This is a genomic window from Pseudomonas marginalis (assembly GCF_001645105.1).
In the GTDB taxonomy this organism is placed as follows: Bacteria; Pseudomonadota; Gammaproteobacteria; order Pseudomonadales; family Pseudomonadaceae; genus Aquipseudomonas; species Aquipseudomonas petroselini.
On record NZ_LKEG01000036.1, the window covers coordinates 105,403 to 119,745 of the forward strand.

Below are 14,343 nucleotides of genomic sequence, written 5' to 3' on the forward strand. Positions count from 1 at the left end.
GTATCATTTCCGTACTTTATTCCGTCAGGCGCTTCCATGACCCATCCTCGCATCGGCTTCGCATGCCAGTACAAGCATCCCGAACGCCTGCTGTCGGCCAGCGCCTTGAAGCTGATCGAAGGCCCCTTCAACCCGCGCACGACCACGTTGCGTTGGATGGAGAGTGTCTCGCCGCAGGTGGCTCGCGACAAATTGGTGGAAGTGGTCACTCACAACCTGGCCGCCCAATTACGCCTGTTGAGCTATGTCGCCGGACTGCCACCGACCCTGCGCATGCTGCGCCTGAGCAGTGATCTGCTGCCGTTCTATAGCCATCCGAACGTTGCCGCCGTCTATAAAGACCCGGCCATCGAGCGTCAATTGGTGGAAGGTTTTGCCGCCATCGGCGAGCTGGCCCGCGCTGCGGATATCCGCCTGTCGTTCCACCCCGGTCAGTACTGTGTGCTCGGTTCGGAGAACCCCGGCGTGGTGGAAAACAGCCTGGCTGAATTCGAATACCACGCCGACATGATCCGCATGATGGGCTACGGCCGGCGCTTCCAGGACCTCAAGTGCAACGTGCATATTGCCGGCCGCCTCGGTGTGGAAGGCACCCGTGCGGTGTGGTCGCGCCTGTCGGAAGTGGCGCGCAACTGCATCACCTTTGAGAACGACGAAAAGACCTACGGCCTCGATCATTGCCTGCAAGTGGCCGACCTGGCGCCGGTGGTGCTGGACATTCACCACTGTTGGGTCAACGAAAACCACTACATCGACCCCCACTCGGAGCGGGTCGCCCGCGTGATCGAAAGCTGGCGCGGCGTACGGCCGACCCTGCACTATTCCCAACCCCAGGAGAGCCTGCAGGAACTGGGATTCGACGCCGAGCATAAGCTGGAAATGGACGCGCTGTTGCAGGTGGTGTCCAAGCGCGACCTGTACGCCCACAGCGCGCAGATGTGGAACCGCTGGACCAACGACTACGCGCTGCAATTTCTCGATCGCTTCGACATCATGCTTGAAGCCAAGGACAAGAACGTCGCCTCGCTGGCGTTCCATGAGCACTGGAAGCGGCGCAGCCCACCTTGAAGAGGGGCCATCGCAATAGCTCAAGGCGTGCAGGACGTTGTGCGATCAATCCTCGGCCTGCATGCTGGCAGGCCTGACACAAGGAACCGCCCTATGCCAACCCTGCATCTGCTCTGCGGCAAGATCGCCTCGGGCAAGTCTACGCTCGCCACGCGCCTTGCCGCCGAGCACGCCGCCATTGTGCTCAGTGAAGATCACTGGCTCGCCACGCTTTACCCCGGTGAAATCCGCGCCATTGCCGATTATCTCAGCTGCGCCCAGCGTATTCGCGGCGTGCTGGGGCCGCTGGTCATCAATATGCTGCAATCGGGCGTCAACGTGGTGCTGGATTTTCCTGCCAATACCTTGGCCAGCCGCGAATGGCTGTTGGGCCTGGCGCACGTCGCCCAGGTCCCGCACTGCCTGCATTACCTTGAAGAGGATGACGCCACCTGCCGCGCCCGACTGCACGCGCGCAACGCCCAAGGTGAGCATGACTTTGCCGCCACGGATGCCGAGTTTGACCTGATTACCCGCGACTTCTGCGTGCCGAGCGAGGAGGAGGGGCTGGTGATCGAGAGGCATCGGCCATGAGCGCATCGCGATCCACTGGCGTGGACGCCGACGGTTTTATCCTCACGGTTTCCGACGGCCCCGTGCAGCGTGAGTTTCAGCCATTGCTTGAGGATGTCTGCAACCAACTCTCACATCCAGAGTTTGGGGTGCACGGCATTTACCTCTATGGCAGTGTGGCGCGCGGCGATGCCGTCCCGGGTGTTTCCGATCTTGATCTCACGCTGGTGCTGCGCGAGTCGCCGACGTCAACGCAGTTGGCGCGCTTGGAAGTCGTGCGGTGCGACCTGGAGCGGCGCCACCCGCACGTCACCAAGGTGGATTTCGATATCGGCAGCCGCGCACAAGCACTTGCGGCTGAAAACCGGAACCGCTGGGGCTACTGGCTCAAGCACCATTGCCGATGCGTATGGGGCAATGACCTGGCACTGCACTTCGAGCGGTTTCGGCCGTCACTGGACATTGCCTTGGCCGTGAATGGTGACTATGCAGCGGTGCTGATAGCCTATGTCACCCGCATCGCACGTGCCGACACCGAGCAAGAACGCCTGCGCCTGCAGCGCGAAGCGTCGCGCAAACTGATCAGAGCCACCCAGGTATTGAGTGGAGAAGACGGATCGACGTGGCCGCAGACACTTGAAGAGCATGTTGCGCTGTTCCTACGGGGTTATCCGACGCAGGTTGCCCAGGTAGCCTTCTTCCTGTTTGAAGCCCGAAACCCCAGTGCCGACAGCGAAAAATTCTTAGATCGGCTTCAAGCATTTCTGGGCTGGATGGTTTCACAGCAAAGGTAGATAGCAGCTCCCATACCGATCTTCGCCATGGCTCAAATTGCGCTCGCCGCTACGACCGAAATCCCACTTACACAGCCGATCCCCTGTGGGAGCTGTCGAGCTTTAGCGAGGCTGCGATAGCGGTGTGTCAGGCGCTGAAAATGTTGGCAGTACCGCCGCCTTCGCAGCCTCGCTGGGGCTCGACAGCTCCCACATTTGATTTTCGTCGTGGCTCAAATTGCGCTCGCCGCTACGACCGAAATCCCACTTACACAGCCGATCCCCTGTGGGAGCTGTCGAGCTTTAGCGAGGCTGCGATAGCGGTGTGTCAGGCGCTGAAGATGTTGGCAGTGCCGCCGCGTTCGCAGCCTCGCTGGGGCTCGACAGCTCCCTCACTCAATGTTGGTCGCGCACTTCCAGGCTCATACCGTTGGCGTATGAACCCCTCGCATGTCGCTCGTTCACTCTTTTCCCCGTTGACGGTAGGCGGCACCTCAATGAGCATCGCCGCCTTCCTCAGGACTTGAACCGGCCCACCAGCCCATTCAACTCATCCGACAGGTCCGACAGCCGTCCGGAGTCGTCCTGCGCCGAGTTGGCCAGGCTTTCCACCAGCCGCGCTTCGTCGTAGATCTGTTGGATGTGCCGGTTGATCTCTTCGGCCACGCTGTGCTGCTCCTCGGCGGCAGCGGAGATCTGCAGGTTCTGGTCGCGGATTTCGTTTACCGACGTCTGGATGCCTTCAAAGCTGTCCCGCGCGCTTTCGATGGACGAGACGCTGGCGCGCGAGAGGTCCAGGCAACTGCCCATTTTTTGCGTGACTTCCTGGGTCTTGTTTTCCAGGGTGCCGAGCAGTTGCTCGATCTCGCCCGTGGAGTCGGAAGTGCGTTTGGCCAGCGCGCGCACTTCGTCAGCGACCACGGCGAAGCCACGGCCCTGGTCACCGGCACGGGCAGCCTCGATGGCGGCGTTGAGCGCCAGCAGGTTGGTCTGTTCGGCGATCGCGCGAATGGTGCCGAGGATTTGGTTGATGCTGCGGCTGCCGGCTTCCAGCTCGACCATGGCCTGGGACGATTCGGTGAGGCGCCGACCCAGACGGTTGACGTTATCGGTGGTGGCTTCGATCTGCTGTTTGCCCTCGGCCACACGCCGGTGCCCGTTTTCGGCGGATTCCGCCGCACCGCTGCATGAGCGCGCGACTTCGTTGGCGGTAGCCACCATCTCGTTGAACGCCGTCGACACCAATTCGACCGCCTCGCGTTGCCGGCCAGCGGCCTCGTTCATGTTGTGCGCCACCTCGCTGTTGACCTTGGAGGCGTTCTGCAGGTTGGCCGAGGCCGCGCCGATATGCTGGATCAGTTGGCGGATCGCCGCGAGAAACTTGTTGAACCAGCCGGCCAGTTCGGCGGTTTCATCTTTGCCCTGTACCTGCAGTTCGTGGCGCAAGTCGCCTTCACCTTGGGCGATGGACTGCAGGCCGGTGCTGACCTGGCCGATGGGTTTGACGATGACCTTGGAGAACGCCGCCGCGATCAGCCCGAAGATCAGCACCAGCACGCCGACGATGGTCGCGGTGAGGTAGGTCATGCGGGTGGCTTCGGCCATGACTTCACGGTGTTCGATCAGCCCGATATAGCGCCAGCCGAGGCCGGGCGAGGTCCACACGTTGGCCATGTAGCGCACGCCGTCGATCACCACTTCCGTGGAGCCCTGAGGGGTGTCGGCCAAATGCGCATAAGGGGCGCCCAGGTCCTTGAGCGGCTTGAAGCTGTGGGCGGCGTCACGCGGGTCTACCAGCACCACGCCGTCTTCGATCAGCATCACATAGCCGCTTTCTCCCAGCTTGATGCTTTTGACCAGTTCGGTGAGGTTCTTCAGCGACACGCTGACCACGAATACGCCCTTGGGCTTGCCGTTGTCCAACAGCGCCCGCGCGGTGCCCACCAGTGCCACGTCGTCTTTGTCGTAGTAGTAAGCGGGGGTGCGCACGGTCTTGCCGGGGCTGGCCATCGCGGCCTTGTACCAAGGGCGGGTGCGTGGGTCGTACTTGGCCAGTTGCGGGTCATCCGGCCATTTGGCGTAGGTGCCGTCTTCCAGGCCGATGGAGAGGATCGCCGCCGCCGGGTGCGTGGCACCAAAGCGCGCGAAACGGTCGATCACGGCTTGCGCCTCGGCCGGCATCGGCTGGCTGGCCGCGTCGGTGGGCTGGTAGTTTTTCAGCGTGTTCACCGACGTGTATACAGGGTCGGTGGCCATCTGATCGACGTTTTGCAGTGTGCCGTCGAAGAACTGCCGGATGTTGCCATCGATCTGGCGGATTTCACGGGTGCTGCCATCGATGAACTGATCCACGGCCTGGGTGCGCGTGTTCATGACCGAGATCACCGCCACGAGGCTTACCGGGATAAAAGCGACAGAGACGAATGCCAGTACCAGCTTATTTTTTATTTTCATCGAGACGACCATCAGCGGAGAGGGCGGCCAAATCGCCGATTTCAATCAATAAAATACGGCGATTCGCTGTTTCTGCTGTTTCGGCCCGATACCGGTAAATCTTTAGGGTTTTTTGTACACAATACAAAGTGCTTATTGTTCTGTATCCAATCAGTACACATCACGCAGATAACGCTTCTGCTCGCTCAAGTGCCGCCAGTACTCCACGGCGCCTTCCATGCCAAGCCCGCCGTGGGTTTGCGCCACTTGGCGCAGGGCCTGGTCGACGTCTTTGGCCATATGGCTGGCGTCGCCGCAGATGTACAGCTTTGCGCCGTCCTGCAGCCAGCGCCACAGTTCGGCGCCCTGTTCGCGGATGCGGTCCTGCACGTAGACCTTCTGCGCCTGATCGCGGGAGAACGCCAGGCTCAAGTGGGTGAGCAGGCCGTCGCGCTGCATACCTTGCAGTTCGTCCTGATAATAGAAGTCGCTGGCCGCGTGCTGTTCACCGAAGAACAGCCAGTTGCGTCCCTGATGGCCCAGCGCCCGGCGTTCCTGCAAGAAGGCGCGGAACGGTGCGACGCCGGTGCCGGGGCCGACCATGATCATCGGCACCTCGCCGTCGCTGGGGGTGCGGAAGTGCTTGGACGGCTGCACGAACAACGGCACTTCTCCGTCGCCGACACGGTCGGCCAGGAAGGTCGAGGACACGCCTTTGCGTTTGCCATAGCGCACGGCGGCCACGGTGAGGTGCACTTGCTGCGGGTACGCCTTGGCACTCGAGGCGATCGAATACAAACGCGGTTGCAGGCGCTTGAGCGTGCCCAGCAGTTCGTCCGCAGAGCACTCGATCGGGTATTCCTGCAGCACGTCCGCCAGTTGCCGGCCCCACAACCAGTCATTCAATTGGGCCTTGTGCTCGGGGTTGAGCAGGTGCTTGAGGCCAGGGTTGGCGCTGCGCTCGGCGATGAAGGTCAAGGTATCGCTGCTGGGCCGGGCGATTTCGAAATGCTGGGTGAGCGCCTGTTGCAGGGGCACATCGCCGAAAGTGTCGATGTTCACGCTGGCACTGGGGCTCAGGCGGGTCAGGTCGAGCAGTTCGCTGACCAGTTCGGGGCAGTTGCGCGGCCGCACGCCCAACGCGTCACCGGCTTCATAAGTCAGCCCGGAGTCGGCCAGGTCCAGGGCGAACTGGCGGGTCTCCTTGTGCGGGCTTTGCGGGTTCAGGTGCCGGTTGAGCAGCAGGCGTGAGCCGTACAGCTTGGTCTTGCCGGCAGGCGTGGCCGGTGCGGCGAGTGCTACGGGCTTTGTCGGGTGGAGGGTCTGTTGGAAGCGCACCAGCCAGGCATCGGCCAGGGCTTCGAATTCGGTGTCGCAATCGACGCGTTCCAACAGGCGGGTTGCGCCCAGTTCCAACAGGCGCTGATCGAGCTGTTTGCCATGGTTGCAGAACTGGTCGTAGTTCGGATCGCCCAAGGCCAGCACCGCAAAGCGCAGCGACTCCAGGCGCGTCTCGGCGGTGCTGAGGCTGTGCCAGAAGCCTTCGCCATTGTCCGGCGGGTCGCCGTCGCCAAAGGTGCTGCTGATCAATGCCAGGGTGTGGGTGCTCGCCAGTTTGCTCGCGGGGAAGTCTGACATCGCGCTCAGCTCCACCGTGATGCCCGCCTCGCGCAGGCGCTTGGCGAATCGTTCGGCCAGGGCTTCGGCGTTGCCGGTTTGCGATGCCCACAGCAAGGTGACGGCCGGGGAGGGCGCGGCGAGGGCTTCCGTATGGCTGAACAACCCGCCGAGCAAGCCGTTCAGCCACAGCCGGGATGCGTCGGCCAGGGGGGCATTCGCGGGCATTGTCGGTACGCCGACGGCCTGGCGCGCGGCGTTGGATTGCAGGCCGCTAAGGAAGCCGGCGAGGTAGGTGCGCTCACTGTCGCTCAGGGGCGGTGGCGATACGTGACGAATGCCGGCGAGGTCGGCGAAGGCGTCGAGGCGCGACATGGTGCAATCCTCTGCTACGGGGGAAGGGAGGTCCAGGAACTGGTGGTCGATCAGTTCGACCCGAGCCAGGGCGACGGCGCAGAACTTGAACTCGGGCTGCAAGGAAATCGGGTCCACCGCATCGTTGGTCACCGCATTGATCGCCAGTTGTTCGCCGAACACATCGTTCCAATGAAACGGCGCAAAACAGTTGCCTGGCCGCACACGGTCGGTGACCACGGCGGGCAGCACGGCGTGGCCGCGCTGGGAGCGTACTTCAACCCGGTCCTTGTCCTGGATGCCCAAGCGGGCGGCGTCTTCCGGGTGCAGCTCGAGGAAGGGGCCAGGGTTGAGTTTGTTCAACGTGGCGACTTTGCCGGTCTTGGTCAGGGTGTGCCATTGGTGCTGCACGCGGCCGGTGTTGAGCACGAAGGGGAAGGTGTCATCGGGCATCTCGGCGGGCGGCATATGGGGGCGGGCGAGGAACTGCGCCTTGCCGTTATCGGTGGCGAACGCGAGGGTGCCGTTGGTGCGGTAGCGGATCGGGTTGCGGTGCGCGGCCTCAGTGGATGCGCAGGGCCATTGCAGCGGCTGTTCACGCAGGCGCGAGTAACTCGCGCCACGGATGTCGTAGCCGGTATTGGGGTTCCAGGCGCGTTTGATTTCTTCAAATACGTCGGCGGCGGAGGCATAGGTGAACGCCTCGGCAAAGCCCATCTCACACGCAACCCTGGCGATGATCTGCCAGTCGGGCAGGGTCTCGCCGGGGGCGTCGACGGCTTTTTGCATCAGGGTCAGGTTGCGCTCGGAGTTGATCATCACGCCCTCGGCCTCAGCCCACAGCGCGCCGGGCAGCAGGATGTCGGCGTAGCGGTTGGTCTCGGTGTCGAGGAACGCGTCCTGGGTGATCACCAGCTCGGCGGTCTGCAGGCCATTGATCACGGTTTGGCGGTTGGGCACGCTGGCGACGGGATTGGTGCAGATGATCCAGCAGGCCTTGATCTGCCCGGCCGCCATCTGTTCGAACATCGCCACGGTGCCGCTACCGGCCTGTCGCGGCAGGCTGTCGTGGGGGATCTGCCACAGGTCCTCGATAAACACGCGGTCGGCCTCGACCAGTACCGAGCGTTGCCCCGGCAGGCCGGGGCCCATGTAGCCCATTTCGCGCCCGCCCATGGCGTTGGGTTGACCGGTGAGGGAAAACGGCCCGCTGCCCGGACGGCAAATGGCGCCGGTGGCCAGGTGCAGGTTGCACAGGGCGTTGGTATTCCAGGTGCCGTGGGTGCTCTGGTTAAGGCCCATGGTCCAGCAGCTCATCCACTCGGCGGCCTGGCCGATCCAGTCGGCGGCTTGGCGGATATCGGCTTCGGCAAGGCCGGTGATCGCAGCCACCCGTTCCGGCGAGTAGTCCTCCAGGAACGCGGGCATGGCCTCCCAGCCCTCGGTAAACGCGGCAATAAAGGTCGGGTCGGTATGGCCGTTTTTGACCAGCAGGTGCAACAGGCCGTTGAGCAGGGCGAGGTCGGTGCCGGGTTTGATGGGCAGGAACAGGTTGGCCTTGTCGGCCGTAGCGCTGCGCCGAGGGTCGACCACGATCAACTTCGCCCCGGCCTTGACCCGGTCCATCATGCGCAGGAACAGGATCGGGTGACAGTCGGCCATGTTCGCGCCGATCACGAAGAACAGGTCGGCGCGGTCGAAGTCTTCATAGGAGCCTGGCGGGCCGTCGGAGCCGAGGGACAGTTTGTAGCCGCTGCCGGCGCTGGCCATGCACAAGCGTGAGTTGGACTCGATATTGGCGGTGCGCACGAAGCCCTTGGCCAATTTGTTGATCAGGTATTGAGACTCCAGCGACATTTGGCCCGACACGTAGAACGCCAACGCATCCGGCCCGTGGGTGTCGAGGATCTGGCGCAGGCGGCCTGCGGTTTCACGGATGGCCTTGTCCATGGCGATGCGCACCGGGTCATGCTCGCGCGCCTGGCGCACATAGGCGTTCTCCATGCGCCCGGACTCGGCGATGGCTTGCCCGCAGGTGGTGCCCTTGGTGCACAGGCGGCCGAAGTTGGTGGGGTGGGCCTTATCGCCGATCACCTTGACCACTTTATTCTGCTCGACCTGCATGACGATGCCGCAGCCCACGCCACAATAAGGACACACACTGCGCACGTTTTGGTTTGCCATCCGTAACCCCGTAAACAAAAAAGGCGCCTTGTAACCCTCCGTTGAAAAAACGGGGATTACACGGCGCCTTTGTCGTGAGAGGGCAATCAGCGTTGATTGCCTGCTTGAAGTGTTCCTAGCAAGTCACGCGCCAGGTTTTTTATCGGCCTGAAACACCCATTCTGAGGAGGACCGAGATCATTGTGGCGAGGGAGCTTGCTCCCGCTGGAGTGCGCAGCGCTCCCAGGATGTTGGGGCCGCTACGCAGCCCAGCGGGAGCAAGCTCCCTCGCCACAGGAAGCGGGCGGGTGCACTTTTATGACGCGGGGCGCACCAGTTGGAGGCGCTGAAAGCGCGCGTAAAAAACCGCTGATTACGTTGTGATGCCGTGAACGCAGGCCTTGTCTTCGGTTGGCACAGACCCTGCAAGCTCCCTCTCAACCCACCTCGGTCAACGACGATCGACACCATGGGCAATAGCGGAGTATCCGGCGCAGTCGCCCGATCCGAACCCGCATAAGAACAGGCAAAGACGCCTGGAACCGCAAGGTTTCAGGCGTTTTTTTTTGCTTTTTTAAACCGTGATGAGCTTTGTCGGGTGATTTATATGAACAGTCTCAAAACCCTGATCGTCGTCGGCAATGGCATGGTCGGCCACCACTGTGTGGCGCAACTGATCGAACGCGGCGTGCTGGATCACTACCGCTTGCATGTGTTCAGCGAGGAGCCGATGCGCGCCTATGACCGGGTGCATCTGTCCGAGTATTTCACCGGCCGCGATGCTGAGTCGCTGGCACTCTCAGACGCCTCGCTGTACCAGACGCCGGGGGTGACGTTGCACCTGGGCGTGCCGGTATTGGAGATCGACCGCGCCCGCTGCGAGGTGATCACCGCCGACGGTTGCGTGGCCTATGACAAGCTGGTGCTGGCGACCGGTTCCTATCCGTTCGTGCCGCCCATCGAGGGCGCCGAAGGCGATTCGCGCCTTGTGTACCGCACCCTTGAAGACCTGGATGCCATCCGTAAGGCCGCCGCCAATGCGCGGCGCGGTGTGGTGGTGGGCGGTGGCCTGCTGGGCCTGGAAGCCGCCAACGCGCTGAAGAGCCTGGGCCTTGAAGCGCACGTGGTGGAGTTCGCGCCGCGCTTGATGCCGGTACAACTGGACGATTTTGGCGGCCTGGCGCTCAAGGCGCAGATCGAGCGGTTGGGCGTGGGGGTGCATTTGTCGCGTGCGACTCAGTCGATCAGTGCCGGCGAGCAGTACCGCTATCGCATGAATTTTGCCAATGACGAGTTCCTCGAAACCGACCTGATCGTGTTTTCCGCCGGCATCCGCGCCCAGGACGCACTGGCTCGCCAGGCCGGCCTGGAGATCGGTCCGCGTGGCGGCGTGGTGATCAACGACGAGTGCCTGAGCTGCGACCCGAACATTTACGCGATTGGCGAATGCGCCTCCTGGAACGGCAGCCTGTTCGGCCTGGTCGCGCCGGGCTACCAGATGGCCCGTGGGGTTGCCGCGCTGCTCTGCGAGCAAACCGCCGAGCCGTTTGTGGGCGCGGACATGTCGACCAAACTCAAGTTGCTCGGCGTGGACGTGGGCTCCATCGGCGACGCCCACGCCCACACGCCCGGCGCGCGCAGTTATCAATTTATCGACGAGGCCAGCGCCAGCTACCGCCGGCTGGTGGTGGATGCCTCGGGCAAGCACGTGATCGGTGCTGTTTTGGTGGGCGATAACAGCTACTACGACACCTTGCTGCAATACATGCAGAACAGCATCGCGCTGCCGTCCGAGCCGGCCAGCCTGATCCTGCCATCCTCCAGCGGTGCGCCGACCCTCGGCCCTGGTGCGTTGCCGGAGTCGGCCACCGTGTGCTCCTGCCACAACGTGACCAAAGGCTCGATCTGCTCGGCCATCGACAGCGGCTGCAGCGACCTCGGCCTGCTCAAATCCCAGACCAAGGCCTGCACCGGTTGCGGCGGCTGCGCGGGGTTGCTCAAGCAAGTGTTCGAGCATGAGCTGATCGCCCGGGGTGTCAGCGTCGACAAGAGCCTGTGCGAACACTTCGCCCACACCCGGCAGGAGCTGTATGCCCTGGTGCGCGTAGAAGGCATCATCACCTTCGAAGAACTGCTGGCCAAACACGGCCGTGGCCACACCGGTTGCGACGTGTGCAAGCCGGCGGTGGGTTCGATCCTGGCGTCGTGCTGGAACCAACCGATCATGGACGCCTCCCTGGTGCCGCTGCAGGACACCAACGATACGTTCATGGCCAACATGCAGAAGAACGGCACCTACTCGGTGGTGCCTCGCATTCCGGGCGGCGAGATCACCGCGGACAAACTTATCGTGATCGGTGAGGTGGCGAAGAAATACGACCTCTACACCAAGATCACCGGCGGCCAGCGCATCGACCTGTTTGGCGCGCAACTGCACGAGCTGCCGGATATCTGGGCCGAATTGATCGCGGCCGGTTTCGAGACCGGGCATGCGTATGGCAAATCCACGCGCACGGTGAAGTCCTGCGTGGGCAGTACCTGGTGCCGTTACGGCGTGCAAGACAGCGTGAAAATGGCGCTGCTGATCGAGGACCGCTACAAGGGCCTGCGCTCGCCGCACAAGCTCAAGTTCGCGGTGTCCGGCTGCACCCGCGAGTGCGCCGAGGCCCAGAGCAAAGACGTGGGCGTGATCGCCACCGAGAAGGGCTGGAACCTCTACATCGCCGGCAACGGCGGCATGCGCCCACGTCATGCGGAGCTGTTCGCCACCGACCTGGATGACGCCACGCTGATCCGCTACATCGACCGTTTCCTGATGTTCTACATTCGCACCGCCGACAAGTTGCAGCGCACCTCGGTATGGCGCGAAAGCCTGGAAGGCGGCCTGGATTTCCTCAAGGACGTGATCCTGGACGACAGCCTGGGCCTGGGTGCCGAGCTGGAAGCGCAGATGCAACAGGTGGTCGACCGCTATGAATGCGAGTGGGCCAACGCCCTCAAGGACCCGGAAAAACTCAAGCGTTTCCGCACCTTCGTCAACGACAAACGCCCCGACCCGGACATCCACTTCGTCCAGGAACGCGGCCAGCGCCGGCCGATCATGGCCGCTGAACTCAACCTGATTCCCGTCATCGAGGAGATTGCCTGATGAGCCAGCCTGATACTCAACGCACCCTGGCCACTTGGAAAGGTGTGTGCAGCGAGGCCGACCTGGTGAGCAATTCCGGGGTGGTGGTGTGGTTGGACGGCGCCCAAGTCGCGCTGTTCTACCTGCCCGGTGCGCAGGACCAGACGCTGTACGCCATCGACAATCACGACCCGCAATCCGGTGCGAATGTGATCGGTCGTGGCTTGGTCGGCAGCATCAAGGGCGACCTGGTGGTGGCCGCGCCGATCTACAAGCAGCATTACCGTTTGCACGACGGCCAATGCCTGGAGGCACCGGAGCAGCGCCTGCGGGTATGGCCGGTGCGGTTGAATGCTGGCGTGGTGGAAGTCAGCGTGGGCTGACACACCCAGGTCAAAATGTGGGATGGGGCTTGCTCCCGATAGCGGAGTGCCGGTCAACAGATTCATTGGCTGATCCACCGCCATCGGGAGCAAGCCCCCTCCCACATATGACCTGTGTTGCATCCGATAGAGCTTACTGCTGCACCTAGTCGCTGATCAGGCGGCCAGCGCCGTGGCGTCATGAGTCAGCGTGATCTGACACACTGAGGTCAAAATGTGGGAGGGGGCTTGCCCCCGATAGCGGAGTGCCGGTCAACAGATTCATTGGCTGATCCACCGCCATCGGGAGCAAGCCCCCTCCCACATTTGAACTGTGTTGCATTCGATAGAGCTTACTGCTCCTGGCTGCCATCACGCGGTCGGCCTGCACCCAGTCGCTGATCAGGCGGCGAGTCAGCGTGGTCTGACACACCGAGGTCAAAATGTGGGAGGGGGCTTGCCCCCGATAGCGGAGTGCCGGTCAACAGATTCATTGGCTGATCCATCGCCATCGAGAGCACGCTCCCTCCCACATTTGAACTGTGTTGCATCCGATAGATGCTTACTGCTCTTTGCTGCAATCACGCGGGGTGATGCCTTTTTCCTTGGCGTACTGCGCGGCAGAGGCTTCGATGATCGGCCGCAACAGTGCGCGGTCGGCCTGTACCCAGTCGCTGATCAGGTTCCAGCGCTGGCCATCCCATTGCTGGAAGCGCACGGCGCCGCCGCCTTCGTGGTCGGCGCAGGAGAGTTTCAGCGGTTGCACCAGGCCTTTGGCGCCCAGTGCCTGCAGCCGCGCATCGTCGAGGTTCAGGTGTTCGAACCCCCAGCGCACCTGTTCGCCGGTGAGCGGTTGGTGGCCGTATTTTTCCTGGGCCAGGCGTAGCGCTTCGACGTTGAGAATGCCGTTGACCACGCCCAGGTTGTAATACACGGTGCCAAAGCGCTTGGGGTCGGCCAGGTTGCCTTTGCCGGCGTCCACCACGCTTTGCTTGATGCCTTGCAAGACCGGAAAGTCGGTGCCGGAAGGGTGCGTGGTGATCGAGATAAAGCCCTTGGCGGCGGCACCGGCGGGCACCACGTCTTCCTCCGAGTTGCTCCAGATATTGCCGATGATGTGATCGGCCGGGTAGCCGACTTTTTGCGCGGATTTCAGCGCCACCGGGTTCATCACGCCCCAGCCACGCAGGATCACCCAGTCGGGTTTGAGACGGCGGATATTCAGCCACTGCGATTGCTGTTCGTTACCGGGGTGGGGCACTTCAAGCAAGGTCAATTCGAAGCCGGCATTGTGTGCCAGGGTTTCCAGTACGCCATTGGTTTCCTTGCCGTACGGCGAGCCGTGGTACAGCACCGCAATTTTCTTGCCCTTGAGCTTGTCCGCGCCCCCTTCGCGTTGGCCGATGTAGTTGATGATCGCCGAAACTTCCGAGTACGGATTGAGCTGCAGCGGAAATACATAGGGGAACACGCTGCCATCGGTGGAGTCGGTACGGCCGTGGTTGATGGTGATCAGCGGCAATTTGTCGGCGGTGGAACGTTCCAAGGTGGCGTAGGCGATGCCCACAGACAGTGGGTTGGTCGCGGCGGCCGGGGCGCCGTTGAGTCCGCCCTTGAGGCGTTCGTAGCATTCGACGCCTTTCTCCACCACGTACTCGGTCTCGCATTCACTCCAGGTCAGCTTGACGCCGTTCACCCCGCCCTTGGCGTTGATGTATTGCAGGTAGTCGATAAACCCGCCGAAGAAACCGGTGCCGCCGGCGGCGTAGGGGCCGACCCGGTAGCTCTGCAACGGGAAGTATTGTTCGTTGGCAGCCTGGGCGCCGGCCGAGAGCGTGCCGGTGATCAGGGCCAGGCCCAAGGCCAGGCGGCGCAGCGATAAGCGGTGTGTCAT

8 protein-coding genes and 1 pseudogene are annotated in these 14,343 nt (G+C 62.6%); 5 read left to right on the forward strand and 4 right to left on the reverse strand.

Annotated features, from left to right (window positions below; all coding sequences use genetic code 11):
- Positions 1-36 precede the first annotated feature (36 nt).
- The 3 genes from AO064_RS12090 to AO064_RS12100 all read left to right on the forward strand — a co-directional run bounded on the left by AO064_RS12090 (position 37) and on the right by AO064_RS12100 (position 2,414).
- On the forward strand, positions 37-1,068 hold the full coding sequence (locus tag AO064_RS12090; RefSeq protein WP_064053427.1) for a UV damage endonuclease UvsE: 1,032 nt from the start codon (positions 37-39) through the stop codon (positions 1,066-1,068).
- A 93-nt stretch (positions 1,069-1,161) separates the two neighbouring features.
- On the forward strand, positions 1,162-1,641 hold the full coding sequence (locus AO064_RS12095; RefSeq protein WP_064053428.1) for a P-loop nucleotide/nucleoside kinase family protein: 480 nt from the start codon (positions 1,162-1,164) through the stop codon (positions 1,639-1,641).
- Complete coding sequence (locus tag AO064_RS12100) at positions 1,638-2,414, forward strand: nucleotidyltransferase domain-containing protein (RefSeq protein WP_064053429.1); 777 nt, start codon at positions 1,638-1,640, stop codon at positions 2,412-2,414. The genes AO064_RS12095 and AO064_RS12100 overlap by 4 nt, the downstream gene beginning before the upstream one ends.
- A 495-nt stretch (positions 2,415-2,909) precedes the next feature.
- Here AO064_RS12100 and AO064_RS31755 read toward each other — a convergent pair whose 3' ends face one another.
- The 3 genes and pseudogenes from AO064_RS31755 to AO064_RS12110 all read right to left on the reverse strand — a co-directional run bounded on the left by AO064_RS31755 (position 2,910) and on the right by AO064_RS12110 (position 8,981).
- On the reverse strand, positions 2,910-3,677 hold the full coding sequence (locus AO064_RS31755; RefSeq protein ID WP_370636048.1) for a methyl-accepting chemotaxis protein: 768 nt from the start codon (positions 3,675-3,677) through the stop codon (positions 2,910-2,912).
- An 87-nt stretch (positions 3,678-3,764) separates the two neighbouring features.
- Positions 3,765-4,859 (reverse strand): annotated as a pseudogene (locus tag AO064_RS31760) (cache domain-containing protein); the annotation flags it as partial.
- A gap of 138 nt (positions 4,860-4,997) precedes the next feature.
- Entirely contained in the window at positions 4,998-8,981 is a 3,984-nt protein-coding gene (locus AO064_RS12110; protein WP_064053430.1) for a bifunctional nitrate reductase/sulfite reductase flavoprotein subunit alpha, read from the reverse strand.
- 586 nt (positions 8,982-9,567) lie between these two features.
- On the opposite strand from AO064_RS12110, the gene nirB reads away from it, so the two are divergent.
- Entirely contained in the window at positions 9,568-12,108 is a 2,541-nt protein-coding gene (gene nirB, locus AO064_RS12115) for a nitrite reductase large subunit NirB (protein WP_064053431.1), read from the forward strand.
- Positions 12,108-12,470: a nitrite reductase small subunit NirD gene (gene nirD / locus AO064_RS12120; protein WP_064053432.1), complete on the forward strand. Its 363-nt coding sequence runs from the start codon at positions 12,108-12,110 to the stop codon at positions 12,468-12,470. Before nirB ends, nirD begins: the two co-directional genes overlap by 1 nt.
- Positions 12,471-13,011: 541 nt before the next feature.
- Here the strand turns inward: nirD and AO064_RS12125 are convergent.
- A complete protein-coding gene (locus AO064_RS12125) occupies positions 13,012-14,343 on the reverse strand; it encodes an ABC transporter substrate-binding protein (protein WP_064053433.1) in 1,332 nt (443 codons plus the stop codon).

Excerpts from the sequence above, each read along its gene's own strand:
- nirD (WP_064053432.1), top strand. The coding sequence starts at position 12,108 with ATGAGCCAGCCTGATACTCAACGCACCCTGGCCACTTGGAAAGGTGTG.
- AO064_RS12125 (WP_064053433.1), bottom strand. The coding sequence starts at position 14,343 with ATGACACACCGCTTATCGCTGCGCCGCCTGGCCTTGGGCCTGGCCCTG.
- AO064_RS12095 (WP_064053428.1), top strand. The coding sequence starts at position 1,162 with ATGCCAACCCTGCATCTGCTCTGCGGCAAGATCGCCTCGGGCAAGTCT.
- AO064_RS12110 (WP_064053430.1), bottom strand. The coding sequence starts at position 8,981 with ATGGCAAACCAAAACGTGCGCAGTGTGTGTCCTTATTGTGGCGTGGGC.
- AO064_RS12090 (WP_064053427.1), top strand. The coding sequence starts at position 37 with ATGACCCATCCTCGCATCGGCTTCGCATGCCAGTACAAGCATCCCGAA.
- AO064_RS12100 (WP_064053429.1), top strand. The coding sequence starts at position 1,638 with ATGAGCGCATCGCGATCCACTGGCGTGGACGCCGACGGTTTTATCCTC.
- nirB (WP_064053431.1), top strand. The coding sequence starts at position 9,568 with ATGAACAGTCTCAAAACCCTGATCGTCGTCGGCAATGGCATGGTCGGC.
- AO064_RS31755 (WP_370636048.1), bottom strand. The coding sequence starts at position 3,677 with ATGAACGAGGCCGCTGGCCGGCAACGCGAGGCGGTCGAATTGGTGTCG.